At 68.6% G+C, this 22338-nt stretch carries 12 protein-coding genes and 2 tRNA genes; 8 read left to right on the top strand and 6 right to left on the bottom strand.

Translation table 11 applies throughout. From position 1 onward, the window contains the following. Window positions 1-93: 93 nt before the first annotated feature. The 3 genes from GEV02_RS08160 to GEV02_RS08150 form a co-directional block, all read right to left on the bottom strand. A tRNA-Asp gene (locus GEV02_RS08160) sits at window positions 94-170 on the bottom strand. 23 nt (window positions 171-193) lie between these two features. Then, window positions 194-269, bottom strand: a tRNA-Val gene (locus tag GEV02_RS08155). A 110-nt stretch (window positions 270-379) separates the two neighbouring features. Continuing rightward, on the bottom strand, window positions 380-2482 hold the full coding sequence (locus GEV02_RS08150; protein WP_152837578.1) for a S9 family peptidase: 2103 nt from the start codon (window positions 2480-2482) through the stop codon (window positions 380-382). Between the two features lie 50 nt (window positions 2483-2532). Here GEV02_RS08150 and GEV02_RS08145 point away from each other — a divergent pair, with 50 nt between their 5' ends. The 3 genes from GEV02_RS08145 (at window position 2533) to GEV02_RS08135 (ending at window position 5165) form a co-directional block, all read left to right on the top strand. Next, complete coding sequence (locus GEV02_RS08145; protein WP_235922712.1) at window positions 2533-3813, top strand: MFS transporter; 1281 nt, start codon at window positions 2533-2535, stop codon at window positions 3811-3813. 70 nt (window positions 3814-3883) lie between these two features. Then, window positions 3884-4240: a nuclear transport factor 2 family protein gene (locus GEV02_RS08140; RefSeq protein ID WP_070267730.1), complete on the top strand. Its 357-nt coding sequence runs from the start codon at window positions 3884-3886 to the stop codon at window positions 4238-4240. An 88-nt stretch (window positions 4241-4328) separates the two neighbouring features. Continuing rightward, window positions 4329-5165, top strand: coding sequence for a helix-turn-helix domain-containing protein (locus tag GEV02_RS08135; protein WP_152837577.1), 837 nt, complete (start codon window positions 4329-4331; stop codon window positions 5163-5165). Here the strand turns inward: GEV02_RS08135 and GEV02_RS08130 are convergent. Further along, window positions 5162-5995, bottom strand: coding sequence for a substrate-binding periplasmic protein (locus tag GEV02_RS08130; RefSeq protein ID WP_152837576.1), 834 nt, complete (start codon window positions 5993-5995; stop codon window positions 5162-5164). The two genes, GEV02_RS08135 and GEV02_RS08130, sit on opposite strands and share 4 nt — an antisense overlap. A gap of 124 nt (window positions 5996-6119) precedes the next feature. On the opposite strand from GEV02_RS08130, the gene dinB reads away from it, so the two are divergent. The 4 genes from dinB (at window position 6120) to GEV02_RS08110 (ending at window position 19576) form a co-directional block, all read left to right on the top strand. After that, window positions 6120-7271: a DNA polymerase IV gene (gene dinB, locus GEV02_RS08125; RefSeq protein ID WP_152837575.1), complete on the top strand. Its 1152-nt coding sequence runs from the start codon at window positions 6120-6122 to the stop codon at window positions 7269-7271. A gap of 81 nt (window positions 7272-7352) precedes the next feature. Then, window positions 7353-8249, top strand: a complete 897-nt coding sequence (locus tag GEV02_RS08120) for a recombination-associated protein RdgC (protein ID WP_070267724.1) — start codon at window positions 7353-7355, stop codon at window positions 8247-8249. 172 nt (window positions 8250-8421) lie between these two features. Further along, window positions 8422-16236, top strand: coding sequence for a hypothetical protein (locus GEV02_RS08115; RefSeq protein ID WP_152837574.1), 7815 nt, complete (start codon window positions 8422-8424; stop codon window positions 16234-16236). A 127-nt stretch (window positions 16237-16363) separates the two neighbouring features. Then, the gene (locus GEV02_RS08110; protein ID WP_152837573.1) at window positions 16364-19576 is read left to right on the top strand and encodes a hypothetical protein; all 3213 of its coding nucleotides are present in this window, start codon (window positions 16364-16366) and stop codon (window positions 19574-19576) included. Window positions 19577-19585: 9 nt separating this feature from the next. Here the strand turns inward: GEV02_RS08110 and GEV02_RS08105 are convergent, their stop codons facing one another. Then, the gene (locus GEV02_RS08105; protein ID WP_152837572.1) at window positions 19586-20071 is read right to left on the bottom strand and encodes an asparaginase domain-containing protein; all 486 of its coding nucleotides are present in this window, start codon (window positions 20069-20071) and stop codon (window positions 19586-19588) included. 139 nt (window positions 20072-20210) lie between these two features. Between GEV02_RS08105 and GEV02_RS08100 the strand changes: the two genes are divergently transcribed. Further along, a complete protein-coding gene (locus GEV02_RS08100) occupies window positions 20211-20978 on the top strand; it encodes an L-asparaginase (RefSeq protein WP_152837571.1) in 768 nt (255 codons plus the stop codon). An 84-nt stretch (window positions 20979-21062) separates the two neighbouring features. On the opposite strand, the gene GEV02_RS08095 is transcribed toward GEV02_RS08100, so the two are convergent. Continuing rightward, a complete protein-coding gene (locus GEV02_RS08095; protein ID WP_152837570.1) occupies window positions 21063-22070 on the bottom strand; it encodes a D-2-hydroxyacid dehydrogenase family protein in 1008 nt (335 codons plus the stop codon). Between the last annotated feature and the right edge of the window lie 268 nt (window positions 22071-22338).

Below are 22338 nucleotides of genomic sequence, written 5' to 3'. Positions count from 1 at the left end.
CCTAAGCTTAACCTGGCATTAATACTGGCACTAGTGGCACTAAGCGGCGCAGAAATGATTAAGGGCCCGACGAATCGGGCCCTTAAAGGAATTTGGCGGAGCGGACGGGACTCGAACCCGCGACCCCCGGCGTGACAGGCCGGTATTCTAACCAACTGAACTACCGCTCCAAATTTCGTTTTCTCTGTTTTCTTGGTGGGTGCTGAGAGGGTCGAACTCCCGACCTACGCCTTGTAAGGGCGCCGCTCTACCAACTGAGCTAAGCACCCAGAAAACATATCAGCTTTGCTTCACTACTTTGTCACAACTGCTGAACGAGGCCGTATTCTACAAGGTGGTTTATCCGTTCCGCAAGGGTTTTTGAAAATAATTTAGAAAATTATTCGTTGATGCCCCATTGCGACAGCATCCAGGCCAGCTCAAACGCCGTGCCGCCGATGGCGTCATACCGCCCGGAAGCGCCGTAATGGCCCGAAGTGAAGTCGGTCTTGAGCAGCAGCGGCCGGCTGTCGGTCTTGTGCGCGCGCAGCCGCGCCACGTACTTGGCGGCCGGCCAGTACTGCGCCTGGGTGTCCTTGAAGCCGGCCGTCACCAGCATCGCCGGGTAGGCCTGGCGCTTGATGTTGTCATACGGCGAGTAGCTCTTCATGTATTCGAAGGCGGCTTTCTGCTTCGGATCGCCCGACTCCAGATATTCGTAGGTCACCATCGGCAGCGTCGGATCGGTGATCTCGTGCACCAGGTCGGCCTGCGGCACGGACGCCAGCACCGCGTGGAACAGCTCGGGCCGCTCGTTGGCCACCACGCCCATCACCATGCCGCCGAAACTGCCGCCCTCGGCGATGAGCCGCTCCGGCCGCGTGTAACCTTCGCGCACCAGGTGCTCGGCGCTGTCGATGAAATCGTTGAACACATTCTTCCGCTTCATCAGCTTGCCGTCGTCGTGCCATTGTTCGCCCAGGTCGTTGCCGCCGCGGATCTGCGCTTCGGCGTAGATGACGCCGCGCTCCATCAGGCTCAGGCGGCGCAGGCTGAAGTCGGCTTCGCTGGGGAAGCCCCAGCCGCCGTAGCCGTACAGCAGCAGCGGCGCGCTGCCGTCGAGCTTGACGTCCTTGCGGTAGGCCAGCCACACCGGCACCTTGACGCCGTCGCGCGCGGTGATCCAGATGCGGCGCGTGACAAAGCGCTGCAGGTCGACGCCGGCCAGCGGCTGGCGCTTGAGCACCTTGCGCGCGCCGCTGGCCATGTCGATTTCCAGCACCATCGGCGGCGCCACCGGCGACTGGTATTGCAGCCGGTAGCTGCGGTCGTCGTAGCCGGCGTTGCCGGTCTGCTGGAGCAGGTAGACCTCGTCGTCGAACTGCACGCTGCGCCACTGTCCGGTGGCGAAGTCGAGGATGCGCGGGCGGCTGAGCGCGCTGGCGCGTTCGCTGAGCACGAGGAAATCGCGGAACACGTCCAGCGATTCAATCAGCGTACCGGCCTCGGGGCGCATCACCTCGCTCCAATCCTGCGGCGCGGCCAGCGGGGCGCGGACCACGCGGAAGTTGGGCGCGTCCCTGTTGGTGCGCAGGTAGAGCTGATCGCCGTGCGTATCGGCGTCGTAGCGGTGGCCGGTCGTGCGCGGCATCAGCAGGCGCAGCGCGCCGGTGGGCTGGTCGCGCGGCAGCAGCCAGGTGTCGCTGGTGTCGGAGCTGAGGGCCATCAGCTGCAGAAAGCGGCCGTCGTGCGTGCGGCCTATGCCGAGCAGGAAATTGCCGTCGCGCTCGCGGTACACTTCCACCGGCTTGCCGCCCGCCGTCGACACGCGCAGCAGGCGGTCGGGGCGCAGCGTGGATGGATGGGCTTGCGTCAGCAGGATGGTGCGGTTGTCGGCGGCCCATTCCATCGATGTCACGCGCGCTACGCTGAGGGGCAGCTCGCGGCCGCTGCGCAAGTCCTTGACGTGCAGCTGGAACTGGTGATTGCCGTTGGTGTCGGCACGGTAGGCCAGCAGCTGGCCGTCGGGGCTGGGCATCATGCCTTCCAGCGCGAAGAATTTCTTGCCTTGCGCCAGGCGGTTCTGGTCCAGCAGGATGTGTTCCGGCGCGCTGTCGTCGTAGCTGCCGTCGACGGCCGCGCGGCGGCGGCAGTTGAGCGGGTATTGCTGGCCGGCGTCGATGCGCGCGTAGTAGTAGAAGTCGCCCTGGCGCCACGGCACCGTCAGGTCGCTGGCCGTGGTGCGGCCGGTGATCTCGGCCGCCAGGCTTTTCGCCAGCGGCGCGATGGCGGCGGTGGCGGCCTCGGTGTAGGCGTTCTCCGCTTTCAGATAGCTGAGCACGGCCGGATCGTTGCGGTTTTGCAGCCAGTGGTATTCGTCCGCCAGCGCTTGCCCGTGGTAGCGATCGCTCCACGGCTTTTGTGCCGCGACCGGCGGCACGGCGGGGTTGGCCAGCGCCAGAACGGCGGGCAGGACAAGCAAAGCGGGCAGGATGCGTATCATGGGTAATCCGGGCTGATCGTCAGCCGCAAATTGTATTGCAAATTAAGCAAATGAAAACAACTATTTCCGACGCCATGCTCGCCCCCTTGTACCGCCGCGTCAGCTGGCGGTTGATGCCGTTTCTGTTCCTGTGTTACGTGGCCGCCTACCTGGACCGCGTCAACGTCGGCTTCGCCAAATTGCAGATGCTGGCCGAGTTGCGCTTCAGCGATACCGTGTACGGCCTCGGCGCCGGCATCTTCTTCATCGGCTATTTTTTGTTCGAGGTGCCGTCCAACCTGCTGATGACGCGCACCGGCGCCCGCATCTGGATCGCCCGCATCATGATCAGCTGGGGTTTGATCTCGTCGGCGCTGATGTTCGTTGACAGCGTGGCGAGCTTCTACCTGCTGCGCTTCCTGCTCGGCGCGGCGGAGGCCGGCTTCTTCCCCGGCATCATCCTGTATCTGACCTACTGGTATCCGGCGCGGCGCCGCGCGCGCATGGTGGCGCTATTCATGAGCGGGGTGGCGGTGGCCGGCGTGGTGGGCGGGCCGCTGTCGGGCTGGATCATGCAAGCCTTTGGCGGACGCTATGGCCTGAGCGGATGGCAGTGGCTGTTCCTGCTGGAAGGCTTGCCGTCGGTGCTGATCGGCGTCTGGACGCTGTTCTACCTGGATGACGGCATCCGCGCCGCCAAGTGGCTCAGCGAGGACGACAAGCTGCAACTGGAACGCGCCATCGCCGAAGACGGCCAGCACCAGCAGCGCCTGCCGCTGGCGCAGGTGTTCCTCAGCGGCACGGTGTGGCTGCTGGCGCTGGTGTACTTCCTGTTCGTGATGGGCTTGTATGGCGTGAGCTTCTGGCTGCCGCAGCTGATCAGGAACAGCGGCGTGAAGGACGTGCTCGACATCGGCCTGCTGACGGCGATTCCGTACTCGGTGGCGGCGGTGGTGATGGTGCTGGCCGCGCGCCATTCCGACCGCAGCGGCGAGCGGCGCTGGCATGCGGCGGCGGCCGCCGTGGCCGGCGCGCTGGGCCTGGTGGCCGCCACCATCTACAGCGACAGCACGGTGCTGGCGATGGCCGCGCTGAGCGTGGCCACGGCCGGCATCCTCACCACCTTCCCGATCTTCTGGAGCCTGCCGACCGCGCTGCTGGGCGGCACGGCGGCGGCGGCCGGCATCGCGCTGATTAACTCGGTCGGCAACCTGGCCGGCTTCGCCAGCCCGTATCTGGTGGGCGCGATCAAGGACGCCAGCGGCAGCACCGCCAACGGCATCTACCTGCTGGCCGCCAGCCTGGTGGCCGGCGCGGTGCTGGTGGTCACGCGGCGATTACCTGGGACGTAATCGCCGCCGCGCAGCGATTTCCGGAGAATGGTTTCTGTCGCTACGACATAACCCACTCAAGGAGATCGCCATGACCACCCCATCCCACATCGCTACCCAATACCTGGCCGTCTGGAACGAACGCGACGCCGCCGCCCGCCGCGCGCTGGTGGCCCGTGCCTTCGCGCTGGACGCCAGCTACCTCGATCCGATGATGCGCGGCGCCGGCCACGACGGCATCGACGCCATGATCGCCGGCGCGCAAGGCCAGTTCCCCGGCTACCGTTTCGAACTGGACGGCACGCCGGACGGCCACAACGACGTGGTGCGTTTCTCGTGGACGCTGGCCGTGCCCGGCAGCGCGCCGGTGGCGCACGGCACCGATGTCGCCGAACTCGGCGCCGACGGCCGCCTGACCCGCGTCACCGGCTTCCTGAACGCGCCCTGATTGCAGTCGGGCTATCATTGCCGTTCAAGGAGATCATCATGCCTGCACCCAGCACAAGCAACAATGGCCTCGGCCTGGCGGAATGCCCATGAGCGGCGCGGCCGATTACTTCAGCGACTTCGCCGCCGCGCTGAAGTACTGGCGCGGCAAGCGCGGCTACAGCCAGCTGCGTTTGTCGACCGAGAGCGAGATTTCGCAGCGCCACATCAGCTTCCTGGAAAGCGGCCGCTCGCAGCCGAGCAAGGACTTGATACTGAAGCTGGGCATGGTGCTGGAAATCCCTCTGCGGCAGCGCAACGTCATGCTGCTGTCGGCCGGCTTCGCGCCGGCCTACCAGGAGCGCAAGCTGTCCGATCCCGAGCTGGGCGCGGTGCGGCAGGCGCTGGACTTCATGCTGGCGCAGCAGGCGCCGTATCCCGCGCTGGTGGTGGACCGCCTGTGGAACCTGGCGATGGCCAACGCGCCGGCGGCCGGCATGATGCGCTGGCTGCTGGGCCTGCCCGACGATGCGGCCCTGCCCACCGACGGCTCCGTCAACGTGCTCAAGCTGATGCTGGATCCGCACGGCGCGCGCCAGTACCTGCACAACTGGGAGGCAGTCGGCGCCGACCTGCTGCACTGGATACAGCGCGAAGCGATGAGCGACGGTCCCGGCAGCGCCGCCACCGTGCTGCTGGGCGAACTGCTGGCGCTGCCCGGCGTCGCCGGCATGCAGGGCGTCGGCCATCTGGCGCCCAATCTGGACCGCCGCGCCTTGCCTTTCCTGCCGGTGACGATACGCAAGGATGGCGTGGAACTGAATCTGTTCACCACCATCGCCACGCTGGGCACGCCGCATGACGTGACCGTGCACGAGTTGCGGGTCGAATCGTTTTTCCCGGCCGACGAGGCCAGCGCGGCGTGGTTCCGCGCCCGCCATTGCTAGCTGTCCGGCATCGCGTCGAGGATGTCGCGCACGCCGCCGCTGAAGATGCGGCGGGTGATTTCCTCGCCCAGGTAGCGCTCGTAGATTTTCTGCACCGTGCCGTCGCCGACGATGGCGCGCAGCGCGTCGATGTAGCGGCGCCGCGCCGCCGCCGGCACCTGCTTGGACACATACATGCCCACCATCGCGCGCGGCGATTCCGCGAACGGCGTGCCGGTCATCTTGCCCAGCATGTGGAACTGGCGCTGGTGCAGCACGTGGATGGCGGGCGGCGCCAGCGTGCCCTCGGCGCGCCCGGCCAGGATCTTGCGGAACACCACGCCGTAGTCGTTGACGTATTCCAGCCGCCCCAGCTTTTGCAGGCGCTCCATCTGCACCATTGTCGCGGCGGAATACGAGATGCCGCGCGTGACGTTCAGGCGCGCGCTGCTGTGGTCGACGAAATCGGCCAGGCTGCGGAACTTGCCGGCGTCTTTGTTGAGCAGCAGCAGTTCGAAGTGGGTGTAGGTGTAGGGCAGCCACAGGCCATGGCGGTCGCGCTCGGGCGTGCGCAGCGAGGCGCCGGTGATGTCCAGGCTGCCGTTGAAGAACTGCGCGTACAGCCGGCCGTGCGGATACCACGCCAGCTGGAAGGCGCAGCCGCTGCGCTGGTGCATCTCTTCCAGCACATCGACCGTGCTGCCGTGGATGACGCCGCCCTCGCGGTAGGCCGAGTAGCCCAGGTCGCTGAGCCCGGCCCGCGCCGGCGCGCACGGCGCGGCCGCCGCCCGGGCCGCAGGCGCGGCCAGCAGCAGGATGGCCAGCAAAACGGTGCTCAGTCTTTCGGTCATGGCGGCGATGCGGTGTCGGTGTAGTTGTCTCAGTGTAACACTTGGTCACGCGGAAAAGTGCATGCTTGCAGACTGCGGGATTTCCGTAGATACTGTATGTATTCACAGTAATCGTTCCCGCACCATGGCTGAAGACCTGCGCCGCATCGCCCACCTCGACATGGACGCGTTCTACGCGTCGGTCGAGCTGCTGCGCTACCCGGAATTGCGCGGCCTGCCGGTGGTCATCGGCGGCGGCCGCGACGCCCAGCCGGTGGTGCAGGCGGACGGCAGCCACAGCTTCGCCCGGCTGCGCGATTATGTCGGCCGGGGCGTCATCACCACCGCCACCTACGAGGCGCGCGCGCTGGGCGTGGGTTCGGCCATGGGCATGATGAAGGCGGCCAAGCTGGCGCCGGACGCCATCCTGCTGCCGGTCAATTTCGACTCCTACCGCCATTATTCGCGGCTGTTTAAGAATGCCGTGGCCGCCATCGCGCCGGATTTCGAAGACCGCGGCATCGATGAAATCTATATCGACCTGACCCATGTGGAAGGCGAGACGCGCGAGCTGGCGCAGCGCATCAAGCAGGCCGTGCGCGACGCCACCGGCTTGTCGTGCTCGATCGGCATCACGCCCAACAAGCTGCTGTCGAAGATCAGCTCGGACCTGGAAAAACCCAATGGCCTGACCATCCTCGGTTATGACGATATCCCGGCGCGCATCTGGCCGCTGGGCGTACGCAAGATCAACGGCATCGGCCCCAAGGCCACCGAGAAACTGGCGGCGCTGGGCATAGAGACCATAGGCCAGCTGGCGGCGGCCGACGCCGGCCTGTTGCAGGACCATTTCGGCGCGCACTACTCGGCCTGGCTGGCCGAGGCCGCGCGCGGCATCGACCGGCGCGAAATCTCCACCAGCTCGGAGAGCAAGTCGATCAGCCGCGAAACCACCTTCGAGCGCGACCTGCATGCGCGTCAGGACCGCGACACGCTGTCCGGCATCCTGACCCAGCTGTGCGCGCGGCTGGCGGACGATCTCAAACGCAAGGGCTACGTCAGCCGCACCATCAGCATCAAGCTGCGCTACGACGATTTCCAGATCGTCAGCCGCAACGTCACGCTGCCGCAGCCGGTGGCCGACGCCACCGGCATCCTGCACGCCGCGCGCGAGTGCCTGAAGCGGGTGCCGCTGCAACGCCGGCTGCGCCTGCTGGGCGTGCGCGCCAGCACGCTGGAGCCGCCCGGCTCCGGCCAGCAGGTCAGCTTGCCGCGGCAAGGCGAATTGTTCGCCTAGGTCAGCAACAGATTCGGTCCGGCGCCGCCATCACCGTGTAAAATGGCGCTCCCCTGGCATTACTGAAACAAGGCTCAATACATGTGGTTCAAGAATCTACAGATTTACCGTCTGCCGGCCCCTTGGGCCTTCACCCCCGAACAACTGGAAGCAGCGCTGGCCCCTCACGCCTTCGTCCCGGCAAGCAGCAATGAGCTGCTGCGCCAGGGTTGGGACACGCCGCGCCCGAACGGCGGCCTGGTGCACGTGGTCAACAAGCAAATGCTGATCCTGCTGGGCACCGAGAAAAAACTGCTGCCGAACACCGTCATCAACCAGGTCGCCAAGGCCCGCGCCGCCGAGATGGAAGAGGCGCAAGGCTTCGCCCCCGGCAAGAAGGCGATGAAGGAGCTGAAGGAGCGCGTCGCCGACGAACTGCTGCCGCGCGCCTTCTCGATCCGCAGCAATGTCTGGACCTGGATCGATCCGGTCAACGGCTGGCTGGTGGTCGATGCCGCCAGCCCGGCCAAGGCCGACGAAGTCATCAAGCTGCTGCTCAAGGCGGTCGACAAGCTGCCGCTGGAAAGCCTGCGCGTGCAGCGCTCGCCGGTGGGCGTGATGACCGAATGGCTGCAGGCCGACGATGCGCCGGCCGGCTTCACGGTCGACATGGACACCGAACTGCGCGCCACCGGCGAGAGCAAGGCGGCCGTGCGCTACGTGCGCCACACGCTGGAAGCGGACGAAGTGCGCCGCCACATCGCGGCCGGCAAGCAGTGCACGCGCCTGGCGATGACCTGGGACAGCAAGATTTCCTTCGTGCTGACCGAGTCGCTGGCGATCAAGGGCATCAAGCCGCTGGATGTCATCGCTGAAAAGGAATCGAGCACCAAGAACGACGACGAGCGTTTCGACGGCGACTTCATGCTGATGACCGGCGAACTGGCCAAGCTGATGACCGATGTGGTCGAGGCCCTGGGCGGCGAAGCGAAGGCTTGATCGGACTACAACAAAGCCGTTGCCTGTTGGTTAAAGATGCCGCAAAGTCTTTGATTTTGCGGCTTTTTTCATGTAATTTTTGATAAAAAGCAGGGAAAATAGTTTCGTTGCTTTGTAGAAATTAGCGCGATTTCTGCTATAGTGAAAGATGTTATCAAATTAGGAACTCGCAATGAGCACCTTCGTCCCCATTCTTTCCACTGACCAGATCGCCACCATCCTGACCACGCAGGATGTCTTGAGCTGGACCAGCGAGGATATCGCGGCGTTGAGTTCGCTCCAAGTTCCCGCCCTGCGTACCGATCACGTTTCCGTCATGACCAGCCAGCAGCTGGCCTACCTGGCCGCCAGCAATGTCGCGGTATTGACCACGCAAGACCTGGCCGCGATCAAGGCGACCGTGCTGAACGCTGTCGGCGCGCTGCCGTCCGGCTTCATGGGCGCGCTCAACAGCGCCCAGATCGCCGCGCTGACCACCGCCCAGGTCGCCGCATTGGGCACCAAGGCTTTCAGCAGTCTGAGCACGCAGGCCATCGCCGCGTTTGAAACGGCCGACCTGGCCGTCCTGAGCATCAGCAACATCGCCAGCCTGTCGTCCGACCAGGTGGCCCTGATGAGCACGGCGCAATTGGGCGCGCTCAGCACGCGCCAGCTGGCGACCTTCTCGGCCGATGAAATCCTGGCGATCGGCACGCGCGGCATCGCGGCGCTGGGCACGCGTGGCGTGGCCGCGCTGGCCACGGCGCAGCTGGCCGCGCTGAGTTCCGACCAGGCCGTGGCGCTGAGCACGGCCCAGGCCGCCGCATTGAGCGGCGCGCAATTGAACGCCTTTTCCACCGACGCCATCGCGGCATTGGAGACGGCCGATATCGCCGCCCTGAAAACCGCCGCCATCGCCGCGCTGTCGACGCGCCAGGTGGCCGCGCTGGGCCAGGCCCAGCTGACCGCCTTCACCACCGCCGATTTCGCCGCCCTGAACAGCGCCCAGCTGGGCGCGCTGTCGGCGGCCGGCATCGCCGGGCTGGAGAGCCGCGACCTGGCCGCGCTGAGCCTGAACGCGCTGCCGGCGCTGGGCACCGGCCTGTTGTCTGCGCTGAGCACCGCGCAACTGGCCGGCTTCGGCTCGGGCCAGTTGGGCGTGTTGAGCAGCAACCAGGTGGCGGCGCTGACGTCCGACCAGATCCACTCGCTGAGCGCGGCCCGCATCGCCGGCTTCGGCTCGCGCCAGGTGGCCGGCCTGTCGGCCCAGGATATCGCCGACCTCAACTATTCCGCGCTGGCCGGCCTGAGCACCGCTTTCATGGCGGCACTGTCGTCGGACCAGTTCGCCGCGCTGGGCACCGGCGCCGTCCAGAATGTCGACCAGGTGTTTTCCGACCTGGGCACGGCGCAGATCGCCGCGCTGCGCACCGCCACGCTGGCGGGCATGAACGCGGCGCAGCTGGCGCATCTGTCGACCGCGCAGGCCGCCGCGCTGAGCAGCGCGCAGCTGGCGAGCCTGTCGACGGCGCTGATCGCGGCGCTGAGCACGGCCGATCTGAAGGCGATCAAGACCGCCGCCATCGCCGGCCTGACGACGCAGCAGATGGCGGCGCTCGACACCGCCCAGCTGGGCGCGCTGACCACCGCACAGTTCGCCGCATTGAGCAGCCGCCAGATCAGCGTGCTGACCAGCGATGCGATTGCCGCCCTGCCGGCGGCCGATCTGCTGGCCCTGAGCGCCGGCACCATCGCCGGGCTGAACCCGGCCGTGGTGGCCTTGCTGACCACGGCACAGCTGAGCAGTTTGAGCACCCGCCAGTTCGCCAGCCTGACCACGGCCCAGATCGCCGTGCTGTCGAGCGACCAGGTGGTCGGACTGACGACCAATCAACTGGGCGTGCTCTCCACGGCCCAGTTCGCCGCGCTGTCGACCGACGACGTGGGCGCGCTGTTCGCCTACCCGCTGCACAGCCGGGCGCTGAGCACGGCTGTGATCGCCACGCTGTCGTCGGCGCAGCTGGCCGCGATCTCCGGACATTCCGGCAGCGACATCGCGGCGCTGACCACCGGCCAGATCGCCGCCTTGCGCACTGCCGCGCTGGCCGGCCTGAGCAGCGGACAGTTGCAGGCACTGACCACGGCGCAGGCATCGGCGCTGAGCGCCGCCCAGCTGGGCAGCCTGTCCACCGACCAGATCTCATGGCTGGCGACGGACGACGTGCCGGCGCTGAAAACCGCCGCCATCGCCGCGCTGAGCACCCAGCAGGTCGCCGTGCTGAGCAGCGCGCAAGTGCGCGCCATGACGACCTCCCAGATCGCCGCGCTGAGCAGCCGCCAGTTCGACGCCCTCACCAGCGCCGGCCTGGCCGGCCTGGAATCGGCCGACTTCGGCGCGCTGGGCGCCGGCGCGATCGCCGTGCTCGATACCGCCAGCTTCGCCGGCCTGACCACGGCCCAGCTGTCGGGCCTGGGCACGCGCCAGATCGCCGCGCTGAGCACCGCCCAGTTGAACGCGCTCAGCAGCACGCAAATCCACAGCCTGACTTCCGCCCAGATCGGCGCGCTGAGTTCGCTGCAAGTGGGCAGCCTGACGACCGATGACATCGCCGGCCTGGCGTCGGCCACGCTGTCGTCGCTGCGCACGGCCGCGATTGCCGCGCTCAATTCCGACCAGCTGGCCGTGCTGGGCGCCGCCGACGGCGGCGTCGGCATGGTGCAACTGCTGACCACCGCGCAGATCGCCGCGCTGCGCAGCGCCGCGCTGACCGGCCTGAGCACCGCCGAAACGGTGGCGCTGACCGCCGGCCAGGTCGCCGCCCTGAGCAGCAGCCAGTTGCGCGCGCTGAGCACGCAGGCCATCGCCGCCATGGAACCGCTGGACCTGGCCGCGATCCGCACCGCCGCCATCCCCGGCCTCAGCTCGGCCCAGGTGGCCGCGCTGTCGAGCAGCCAGCTGGCCGCGCTGACGATGAGCCAGTTCCTGGCGATGAATGCCGCGCAGCTGGGCGCGCTGTCGTCCGACACCATCGCCGGCTTCTCCAGCGCCAATATGGCCGCCTTCGGCACCGCCTATATCGCCGCGCTGAGCCCGGCCGCGGTCGGCAACCTCAGCGTGCTGCAATTGTCCAGCCTGACTTCGCAACAGTTCGCCGTACTGTCGAGCGACCAGCTGGCGGCGCTGCGCACGGTGCAGGTCGCCGGCCTGGCCGCGCAGCAGGTGCTGGGCCTGAGCTCGCGCAACATCGCCGGCCTGTCGAGCGCCGACCTGGCCGTGCTGAACTCGGCCACGCTGCGCTCGCTGAGCACGTCGGCGCTGGCCGCGCTGCGCGCCGACCAGCTGGCCGCGCTGGCCAACGATCCGGCCGGCAGCGCCTTCGGCAGCCTGGGCACGGCGCAGATCGCCGCGCTGCGTCCGGCCAGCCTGGCCGGCCTGACCAGCAGCCAGACGGTGGCGCTGACCACCGCGCAGGCGTCCGTGCTGAGCAGCAGCCAGCTGGCCGCGCTGTCCACCAACGATATCGCCGCGCTGGAAACGGCCGACCTGGCCGCGCTCAAGACCAATGCCTTGACCGGCTTGAGCAACCAGCAAGTGGCCGCGCTCAATAGCGACCAGGTGACGGCGCTCACCAGCGCCCAGGTCGCCGCGCTGAACAGCAGCCAGATCCTGGCGCTGCAATCGTCGGCCATCGCCGGCCTGCAGACCAACGACATCGGCGCGCTGAGCACGGCGGTGATCGCCGCCATGCCGGCCGGCGTGCTGGCCGGCCTGAGCACCGCGCAGGTGGCGGCGCTGAGCACGCGCCAGATCGCCACGCTGAGCACCGACCAGTTGACCGGCCTGAGCGCGCAGCAATTGGCCGCGCTGGGGTCGGCGCAACTGGGCGCCTTCGGCTCGCGCCAGATCCTCGCGCTGTCGCCGTCCGGCATCGACGCGCTCGACGCGGCCGCCGTGGCCGGCCTGAAAACCGCCGCGCTGGCCGCGCTGAGCGCCGCCCAGCTGGCGCAGCTGGCCAACGACGCCAGCGGCGCCAGCCATATCGACCTGCTGTCCACGCAGCAGATCGCCGCCCTGCGCGCCGCCGCCTTCGCTGGCCTGAGCACGCGTCAGATCGTCGCCCTCAGCACGGCCCAGGCGGCCGCGCTGAGCAGCGCGCAGATCGCCGCGCTCGGCACCGCCGATATCGCCGCGCTCGAAGGCGCCGATGTGACGGCGCTGCGCACGGCCGCGCTGACCGGCCTGTCGACCGACCAGATGCGGGCGCTGACCGCCGCGCAGCTGACCGCGCTGACCACCCAGCAATTGGCCGCCCTCAACAGCCAGCAGCTGGGCGCGCTGTCCAGCGATACGCTGGCGGGGCTGTCGACCGCCAACCTGTCGGCGCTGACCACGGCCGCGATCGCCGGCCTGAGCACGCGCGTGATCTCGCAGCTGACGCCGTCGCAACTGGCGGCGCTGAAATCGCAGCAGGTGGCGGCCCTGAGCAGCGACCAGCTGGTCGCGCTGAGCACCCAGCAGCTGGTCGCCCTCAGTTCGACGCAGCTGTCCGCGCTCGGTTCCAGACACATCGCCGGCCTGTCGACCACCGACCTGGCCGCGCTCGACAGCCGCGGCTTGCCGGGCTTGAGCACGGCCTTCGTCGCCGCGCTGACGGCGGCCCAGCTGGCCGCCATCGGCGGCGGCCTGGCCAGCGCCCAGTTCGCCTCATTGCGCACCGCGCAGATCGCCGCGCTGAGCACCGACGCCCTGCAGGGCCTGACCCGTCCGCAAGTGATCGCCTTGACCACCGCCCAGGCCGCCGCATTGAGCAGCCGCCAGGTGGCGGCGTTCAGCAGCGCGCAGATCGCCGCGCTGGAAGGGGAAGACCTGGTCGCGCTGCGCACCGCCGTCATCGCCGCGCTCAGCTCCGACCAGTTGGCCGCGCTGGGCAACGACGCCGCCGGCGCCAGCCATATCGATGTGTTGACGACGGCGCAGATCACCGCGCTGCGCAGCGCCGCGCTGGCCGGCCTGAGCACGCGCCAGGTGGCCGCGCTGAGCACCATGCAGGCGGCCGCGCTGGCCAGCCAGCAGGTGGCCGCGCTGTCGACGCAGAATATCGCCGCCATCGAGACGGCCGACCTGGCCGCGCTGAAGCCCGCCGCCATCGCCGGCCTCGGCACCGACCAGATCGCCGCGCTGACCAGCGCCCAGTTCGCAGCGCTGACGACGGCCCAGTTCGCCGCGCTGAGCAGCCGGCAAATCGCCGTCCTCAGCAGCCAGACCGTGGCCGGCCTGACCACCGCCAACCTGGCCGCGCTGAGTCCGCAGGCGATTGCCGGTCTCGACGAAACGCTGCTGTCCCACCTGACCCAGGTTCAGCTCAACAGCCTGAGCACGCGCCAGGTGGCGGCCCTGTCGAGCCTGCAGATCGCCGCCCTCGGCAGCGACCAGCTGGGCGGCCTGACGGTGGCGCAGATCGGCGCCTTCGGTTCGCGCCAGATGGCCGGCCTGTCGGCGACCGACTTCGGCGCCTTCGACCCGGCCCGCGTCAGCGCCTTCAACACGGCGGCGATCGCCAGCCTGAGCTCGGACCAGCTGCCGTCGCTGGGCATGGACATCTTCGGCTTCCCGTCGCGCTTTGCCGCGCTGACCACGGCGCAGATCGCGGCGCTGGGCACCAGCACGCTGCAGGGCTTGTCCACGGCCCAGGTGATGATGCTGGCCACCCAGCAGGCGGGCGCGCTGAGCAGCGCGCAACTGGCGTCCTTGTCGCCGGCGCTGCTGACGAGCTTGTCGGCGGCGGATGTGGCGGCGTTGCGCACGGCCGCCGTCGCCGGCCTCAAGACGGCCCAGGCCGCGGTATTGAGCAGCGCCCAGCTGGCCGCGCTGACCACGGCCCAGGCCGCTGTACTGAACAGCGCCCAGGTGGCGGCGCTCAGCGCCGCGGCGCTGGCCGGCCTGGAAAGCGCCGACCTCGGCGCGCTGAGCACCACTGCGCTGGGCGGTTTGTCGGGCGACGATATCGGCGCCCTGACGTCGATGCAGCTGGCCGGCCTGACCTCGGCCCAGGTGGCGTCGCTGCGCAGCGCCCAGATCGACGCGCTGGTCACGCAACAGATTAACGGCTTCAGCTCGCTGCAGATCCACGCGCTGACCTCGCAGCAATTGGTGCGCCTGTCGGCGGCCGATATCGGCGCCATCCGCACCGCCAACCTCAGCGCGCTGAGCACGGCCGCGCTGGCCGGCCTGACGTCGGACCAGATGACGGCGCTCGGCGCCGACCCGCTGGGCAGCGGCGCGCAACTGATTTCCTTGCTGAGCACGGCGCAGATCGCGGCCTTGCGCACCGCCGCGCTGCAGGGCTTGAGCGCGGCGCAGGCGGTGGCGCTGACTACGGCCCAGGCCGCAACGCTGAGCAGCGCCCAGCTGGGCGCGCTGCAGCTGACGGTGGTGGCGGCGCTGGAGACGGCCGACGTGGCGGCGCTGAAAACCTCGGCCATCGCCGGCCTCAAGACCCAGCAAGTGCTGGCCCTGACGGGCGGCCAGCTGGCGGCGCTGAGCACCGGCCAGATGGCCGCGTTCAGCAGCAACCAGTTGAGCATCCTCGGCGCCAGCCAGGTGGCGGCGCTGAGCACGGCCGACCTGGCCGCGATCAATCCGCTGCTGCTGAACGCCGCCGCGCGCGAAGGCAATCTGCTGGCGGCGATGAACTCGGCCCAGCTGCGCGCGCTGACGACGGCGCAGTATGCGGCGCTGAACTCGGCGTCGATGGTGCAGATCCAGGCCTCGCTGATCGGCCTGCTGGAAACGGCCGATATCGCCGCGCTGTCCACCGCCACCATCAGCGCGCTGCAGGATGACCAGGTGCATGCGCTGGGCACCGGCCAGATCGCCGCGCTGACGCTGGCGCAGGTGGCGGCCTTGCGGCCGAGCGTTTCCGGCATCGACCAGTTCACGACGGCGCAGATGGTGGCGCTGTCGTCGGCCCAGGTGGGGGCGCTGAGCACGCCGCTGATCAAGGGCCTGACGGCGGCCAACCTGGCCGCCATCGAAACCCGCGACATCCCCGGCCTGAGCACGCGCCAGATCGTCGCGCTGACGCCGGAGCAGATGCAGGCCATGCTGCCGGCCCAGCTGTCGGCGCTGACCACCACGCAGACGCATGCGATGTCGACGGCCCAGTACAACGGCATGAGCCAGGAGCAGAAGGCCGCGTTCAGCTCGGCCCAGCTGCACGCCATGCCGTTCGACACGCCGCTGGTGCTGGACCTCGACGACAACGGCATCCGCACGCTGGGGCTGGAGGCCGGCGTGCAGTTCGACCTGGCGGCCAGCGGTCAGAAGCGCGCCACCGGCTGGGTCGGTTCGGGCGACGGCTTGCTGGCGCTGGACCGCAACCACGACGGCGTCATCAACGACGGCAGCGAACTGTTCGGCTCGTCCACCAGGCTGGCCGGCGGCGGCACCGCCGACAATGGCTACCAGGCGCTGGCGGAACTCGACAGCAACCACGACGGCATGGTCAGCGCGCTCGACGCCGGCTTTGGCGATCTGCGCGTGTGGGTCGACGCGAATGCCGACGGCGTCAGCCAGGCCGGCGAGCTCAAGACGCTGGCCGAATTGCATATCGCCAGCCTGAACCTGGATGTGCAGCAGGCCAGCACCATCGACCACGGCAACCTCATCGGCCTGACATCGAGCTACACCAGCACCGACGGCAGCCAGCATGCGGCGGCCGACGTCTGGTTCAAGCAGGGCTTGAGCGCGCAGGTCAGCGGCCTGGCGCAGGCGCTGTCCGCGTTCGACGCGACGCAGCAGCAGCCGGCGCCGCGCCCCGGTGCGGACCTCGGCGGCCAGCCGCCGGCCAGCCCGCTGGCGGCCAACGCCGCGCGCATGGCCGATGTGCTGCAGCAGTTCCATGAGCCGGGCCGGCCGGCGGCCGCCGGCCAGGCCGATGGCGACACCCTGCGTCTGAAGGCCTTGCAGGCGACCGGCGGCCACGCCGTGCTGGCGGTGCCCAAATAGGCCCGGCCATCGCGCCAGCAAAGCCCGCTGTGTGCGGGCTTTTTTTGCTGCCGCCAGATAGCATTTCCTCAATATTTCCTTTACCCTCAACTCGTATGCGTGACCACTTCATCGAAAAGGAAACATCATGACCTTCGACAGCAGCCTGACCCCGGCGCAGTTTGCCGCCGGCGGCACCCGCCTGATCACCCGACTGACGACCACCGACATCGCCCGCCTCGGCGTCGAATACATCGCGGCGATGACCACCGCCCAGGCCCAGGCGCTGACCGGCGCCCAGCTGTCGGCGCTGCCGGCCGCCAGCGTCGCCGCGCTGCAGACGCAGGACTTCGCGGCGCTGCAGGCATACGCGCTCAACCAGGTATCGAAGTCGACCGGTTTCATGGCGGCGCTGTCGCCGGAACAGCTGGCGGCGATGACGCCGGCGCAGGCCGCCATGCTGAGCGCCAACGGCATCCGCGGGCTGGCGCCCGAGGCGCTGGCGGCGCTGCGCACGCAGCAGGTCAGCCGGCTGGCGGTGACGGTGATCGGCAGCCTGTCGCCTGACCAGGTGCACAGCCTGAGCGCCGCGCAGATCGCCGCGCTCAAGGCCGGCCAGGTGGCGGCGCTGCCGCTGACGCGCCGGCCCGGGGAAGACATGTTCAGCGCCGGGCAGATCGCGGCCTTCACCACCGGACAGATGGCGTCGCTGAGCACGGCGCTGATCAAGCAACTGAGCGTGGCCGAACTGGGCGCCATCGAAACGGCCGACATCGCGGCGCTGAGCTCGCGCCAGATGGGCGTGCTGAGCGTGGCGCAGCTGCTGGCGCTGAGCCTGGACCAGCTGCACGCGCTGCAGAGCCGCCAGATCACGGCGCTGGGCAGCGCCCAGATCCAGGCGCTCGATGCGGAGCGCCTGCAAGTGCTGCGCACCGGCGTCATCGCCGGCCTGAGCACGGCGCAGATCCACGCGCTCAAGGCCGAGCAGCTGCACGCGCTGAGCAGCGCCCAGCTCAGCGCGCTGAGCGCGCGCCAGTTCGGCGTGTTGTCGCTCGATGACATCAAGGCGCTGGACGGCGCCAACCTGACGGCGCTGCGGGTGGCGGTGATGGCGGCCCTGAACTCGGCCCAGCTGGCGGCGCTGGGCGCCGGCGGCGACGGCGATTTCGGCAAGTTTACGACGGCGCAGGTGGCGGCGCTCAGCAGCGCCGCGCTGACCGGCCTGACGGCGCAGCAGGCGTCGCAACTGACGAGCGCCCAGGCCGCCGCGCTGAGCGCGCTGCAGGTGGGCGCGCTGTCGACCCAGACGATCGCCCAGCTCGACGGCGGCGACCTGGCGGCGCTCAAGCCGGCCACGGTGGCGGCGCTGAAGACGCGCCAGATCGCGGCGCTGAGCGGCGAACAGTTTGCCGCGCTGAGCACGGCGCAGGTGGCGACCTTCAACAGCAGCCAGATCAATGCGCTGAGCAACGACACCTTTGCCGTCATCGAGACCACCGACCTGGCCGCGCTGAGCCTGAACGCCATCGCCGGCCTGTCGACCCGCCTGCTGGCGGTGCTGGATCCGGAGCGCATCGCCGCGCTGGCGCCGCGCCAGATCGCGGCGCTGAGCTCGGCCAGCCTGAACGCGCTGAGCATGGACCAGTTCCAGGCGCTGAGCACGGCGCAGATCGCCAAGCTCAACCCGATCGCGGCCGGCGGCCTGTCGACCAACAACCTGGCGGCGCTGACGCCGGCCGCGCTGGCGGCCCTGCCGGCCACGGTGTTCGGCGCGTTCAACTCGGCGCAGTTCGCCGTGCTGGGCGGGGCGGAACACCAGATCGGCACCTTGAGCACGGCGCAGATCGTCCAGCTGAAGGCGGCCGCGCTGGCCGGCATGACGGTGGAGCAGGCGGTCGCCCTGACCACGCTGCAGGCGGCCACGCTGAGCGGCGCGCAGATCGCGGCGCTGTCCTTGCAGGCGGTGGCGGCGCTGGAGTCGCAGGACTTCGCGGCGCTGAGCGCGGCGGCGATCTACGGCCTGCGCACCGAGCAGCTGGCGGTGCTGGGCAACGACCAGATCCTCGGCCTGACCACCACCCAGGCTTCCGGCCTGGGCAGCCAGCACATCGCCGCCCTGTCGGCCGACGTGCTGGGCCACATGCAGACGGCGGAAATCGCCGCGCTGCGGCCGATGGCCATCTACGGCTTGCGCACCGACCAGCTGCAAGCGATGAACAGCGACCAGATCAACGCGATGACCGGCGTCCAGGTCTCCATGCTGAGCAGCGCGCAGTTCGCCGCGCTGTCGGCCGACGTGGTGGCCAACCTGCAACTGAGCGACCTGGCGGCGTTGAACACCTCGGTGATCGCCGGCCTGTCGGCGGCCACGCTGGCGGCGCTGACCACGCGCCAGATCGGCGCGCTGGCCGGGCGCCAGGTGGCGGCGCTGACCACCGCCGCGCTGGCCGGCCTGAGCATCGAGCAATTCCTCGGCCTGACCCCGCTGCAGTTCGGCGCGCTCAGCGCGCGCCAGTACCAGGCGCTGACCGCGGACGAAGTGGCGGCGGTCGGCACCGGCCAGCTGGTGGCGCTGTCGTCGCAGGTGATCGCCAGCCTGAACACGGCGCAACTGGCGGCCTGGTCGACCACGCAGGTCGGCGCCCTGAGCGCGGCGCAGACCGCCGCGCTGGCGGCGGCGCAGGTGCGCGGCCTGGGCAACGAGGCGCTGGCGGCGCTGAACACGTCGGCGGTCGGCGGCCTGGGCACCGGCGTCATCGCCCAGCTGCTGCCGGGACAATTGCAGGCGCTCGGCACGGCGCAGATCGCCGCGCTGACGCTGCGCCAGATCAGCGCGCTGCCGACGGCGCACCTGGCCGGCTACGACGTGCTGACCACCGATCAAATGGTGGCGCTGACGTCCAGCCAGGTGGGGGCCTTGAGCAAGCCGCTGCTGGCGGCGCTGGGTTCGGATGACCTGGCGGCGATCGAGACGCGCGACCTGCTGGCCTTGGGCAGCGCGCAGCTGGCGGTGCTGTCGACCGCGCAGATCAGCGCGCTGACGACGGCGCAGGCGGTGGTGTTCACGACGGCGCAGACGGCCGGCCTGAACACGGCGCAGCTGGCGGCGCTGGCGGCGGCCAAGCTGCCGCATCTGGTGGCGCAGGGCGCGCCATCGTCGTTGCGTATCAAGGTGGGCGGCATGGTCGAGGCGCTGGCGGCCTTCAATGCGGACGGGCAGCCGGCTGCCGCGGGGGCGTCGTCGCTGACGATGCCGGGCGGGCTGAAGGAGGCGGCCGGCATGCTGGCAGCGCCGGACAGCTTGCGTTTGACTACCCTGTTGCCGGAGGCGAAAGACTTGCTGGCGCCTCCGCGCAGGTAAGGGCTGGCGTTACAGCGGCTGGAACACTCCGGCCGCTTTGTTTTTCTGCACGTTATCCCACGCGAAAATCTTGCCGTTCATGGCCACGTACACGCCAGGCGGCAGGGTTTGCGCCACGCCGGCGGCAAAGCCCAGGTTGAACAGCGCGTCGGAATTGGCGATCTCGTAGGGGATCATGGCGCCGGTCAGCACGATGGTCTGGCCCAGGCCGGCAGGGCCCAGCACGGCGGCGGTCTGCGGCATGGTGTCGGTGCCGTGGATGATGACGATCGCCTTTTCGCCGGCGGCGCGGCACGAGGCCAGGATGCGCTCGCGGTCGGCGTCCACCATGTCCAGCGAATCCATCAGCGGCAACTGTTCCAGCGCCACGTCCACCGTCAGGCGGCAACGCGCCAGCACGGCCGGCAGGTGGCTGTCGGCGAAGCCCAGGGTGCCGTTCAGTTCGTTGTAGTGTTTGTCGAAGGTGCCGCCGGTGGCGAGGATGCGCAGGGTCATGATGAAAGCTCAGGCAGATTAAAATGATCTGCATCATAACCCAAACCGCAGCCGCCCAAGAACGCGAAAACAGTCCGTCGGCGGGCTGGAAACTTGGGCATACTATGGCTACACTGGTTTCTTTGTTCGTTTCGATACCATGAAAGCGCTCGCCCCCGGAACCGTCATTTTCCACCGCCATCGCGGCTACGGCGTCATCACGTCGGTCAATCTGCTGACCGGCTGGATCTCGGCCCGTTTCGGCAGCGAGGCGCGGACGCTGGACTTGAACCTGTCCATCGACGAGGTGCAGTTCGCCGACGGCGAAGCGATCCTGTTCCGCCGCGCCCCACCGGACCGCATGCCGCACGCGCGCCTGATGGCGGTGGTGCGCGCGCTGCACCAGGCCGGCTATCAGCGGCTCTACCTGTATTCCTGGCCCAAGCCGTCCGGCCTGCACTGGCGCTGGCATCTGTTCACCGGCCGGCGCGACTGGATGCAGCGCTCGTGGCGCGAGGGCTGGTACGGCTCGGGCGCCGACTACAACGTCAATCCGGTGATGGGCTGGGGCGACACGCCGGGCGCCAGCACCGAGGAGCTGATCCACGCGCTGGCGCGCTTCGACCCGCAGGGGTTGGCGCAGGCGCTGGGGCGCGACGAAGACCACACGGCCTGGTTCGCCGGCGTGTGCGACGCCCTGCTGCCCGGGTATATGTACAGCCTGGACATGCAGCGTCCGGACGGCGGCCCGCTGGTCGACATGCCGCCGGTGCCGGTGGTGCCGGTGCGCGCCTCGCTGCCGCCGTACGCCGGGCCGGACATCGCCTGGCCGCCCGGCTGGGCCGGCTTGTGGAGCAAGGTGCACGCCATGCCCGCGCCGCGCATCAACCTGACCGGCCTGCCGGAAATCCCCGAGCAGGCGGATTAGCGCCGGCAGGTCATTCCCGCAAAAGCGGGAATCCATGCTGAGCGGGCCGGCTAGCGTCCTATGGATTCCCGCTTTCGCGGGAAGTCATTTCCCCCGGTGGGGGGAATGACGGACATAGCCCGGGTTGTTGATCTTGTCGCAGCCGCCCGCGGCGAAATCGACGATGTTCTGGAACGCGTGGCGGAAATACAGCTCGTAGCTATCCTGCTCCACATAGCCGAGGTGCGGCGTGGCCAGCACGGTCGGCATGCGCAGCAGCGGATTGTCGGCCGCCAGCGGTTCGGATTCGAACACGTCCAGCGCCGCGTAGCCGGGCCGGCCTTGCGGCAGCGCCTGTTCCAGCGCGCCGGGCTGCACCAGCTCGGCGCGGCTGGTGTTGACGAACAGCGCGCTTGGCTTCATGCGCGCCAGGTCGTCGGCGCTGACGATGCCGCGCGTGTCCGGATGCAGCCGCAGGTGCAGGCTCAGCACATCTGATTGCTCGAACAGTGCCTCGCGCGATGCCGCCGCCGCATGGCCGTCGGCCACCGCCTTGTCGCGGCTGGACTGGCTGCCCCACACCACCACCTGCATGCCGAAGGCGCGGCCGTAGCCGGCGACGATCTGGCCGATCTTGCCGTAACCCCAGATGCCCAGCGTGCGCCCCTTGAGCACCACGCCCAGCCCGTTCAATTGCGGATTGATGGACGCGGTCTGCCACAAGCCATCCTTCAGGTTGGACGCGTAGGGCACGATCTTGCGCGCCGCCGCCATGATCAGCGCCCAGGTCAGCTCGGCCGGCGCGGTCGGCGAGCCGACGCCCTCGGCGATCGCGATGCCCAGCTCGGTCGCGGCGTCGACATCGACGTGGCCGGCAAGCTTGCCGGTCTGCGAAATCAGCTTCAGATTGGGCAGCTTGGACAGCAGCGCCCGGTTCAGCGCGGTGCGTTCGCGGATCAGCACCAGGGCGTCGAAAGGCGCCAGCCGGATCGCCAGCTGGCCCAGCCCCCGCGTCGAATTGTTGAACACTTTAACGTCGTGTCCGCGCAATAAAGCTAAGCAGGCGAGTGTGGTCGTGGCATTCTGATAATCGTCGAGAATCGCAATTTTCATGGAAGATAACCGATTTTATGAGGAATTTCGTAGGGAAATAACGGCTTGCAAAAGAACCTGAATAGCTTACTACTTTACTCAACTAATTCTCCTACATTTTTGACTGGAACAGCTATTGACGGGTGTACAATCGCCTCAAAAAACAGGCCTGTCGATCATGAATCCGGGCCGCGCAAGACCGCCGTGATACCGCCGACCCATTTCGAATGGGCATCTGAGCGCAAGCCAAAAGCTGACGACGATCCTGCCGCATGCAGAGCAGAATTTT

This window comes from Rugamonas aquatica (assembly GCF_009380215.1).
In the GTDB taxonomy this organism is placed as follows: Bacteria; Pseudomonadota; Gammaproteobacteria; order Burkholderiales; family Burkholderiaceae_D; genus Rugamonas; species Rugamonas aquatica_B.
The sequence above is the reverse complement of the archived record's forward strand: the minus strand, read 5'-3'. Positions and strand labels throughout refer to the sequence as shown.

Coding starts and splice junctions, on each gene's coding strand:
- GEV02_RS08145 (WP_235922712.1), top strand. CDS start 2,533: ATGAAAACAACTATTTCCGACGCCATGCTCGCCCCCTTGTACCGCCGC.
- GEV02_RS08150 (WP_152837578.1), bottom strand. CDS start 2,482: ATGATACGCATCCTGCCCGCTTTGCTTGTCCTGCCCGCCGTTCTGGCG.
- GEV02_RS08140 (WP_070267730.1), top strand. CDS start 3,884: ATGACCACCCCATCCCACATCGCTACCCAATACCTGGCCGTCTGGAAC.
- GEV02_RS08130 (WP_152837576.1), bottom strand. CDS start 5,995: ATGACCGAAAGACTGAGCACCGTTTTGCTGGCCATCCTGCTGCTGGCC.
- dinB (WP_152837575.1), top strand. CDS start 6,120: ATGGCTGAAGACCTGCGCCGCATCGCCCACCTCGACATGGACGCGTTC.
- GEV02_RS08135 (WP_152837577.1), top strand. CDS start 4,329: ATGAGCGGCGCGGCCGATTACTTCAGCGACTTCGCCGCCGCGCTGAAG.
- GEV02_RS08110 (WP_152837573.1), top strand. CDS start 16,364: ATGACCTTCGACAGCAGCCTGACCCCGGCGCAGTTTGCCGCCGGCGGC.
- GEV02_RS08100 (WP_152837571.1), top strand. CDS start 20,211: ATGAAAGCGCTCGCCCCCGGAACCGTCATTTTCCACCGCCATCGCGGC.
- GEV02_RS08120 (WP_070267724.1), top strand. CDS start 7,353: ATGTGGTTCAAGAATCTACAGATTTACCGTCTGCCGGCCCCTTGGGCC.
- GEV02_RS08095 (WP_152837570.1), bottom strand. CDS start 22,070: ATGAAAATTGCGATTCTCGACGATTATCAGAATGCCACGACCACACTC.
- GEV02_RS08105 (WP_152837572.1), bottom strand. CDS start 20,071: ATGACCCTGCGCATCCTCGCCACCGGCGGCACCTTCGACAAACACTAC.
- GEV02_RS08115 (WP_152837574.1), top strand. CDS start 8,422: ATGAGCACCTTCGTCCCCATTCTTTCCACTGACCAGATCGCCACCATC.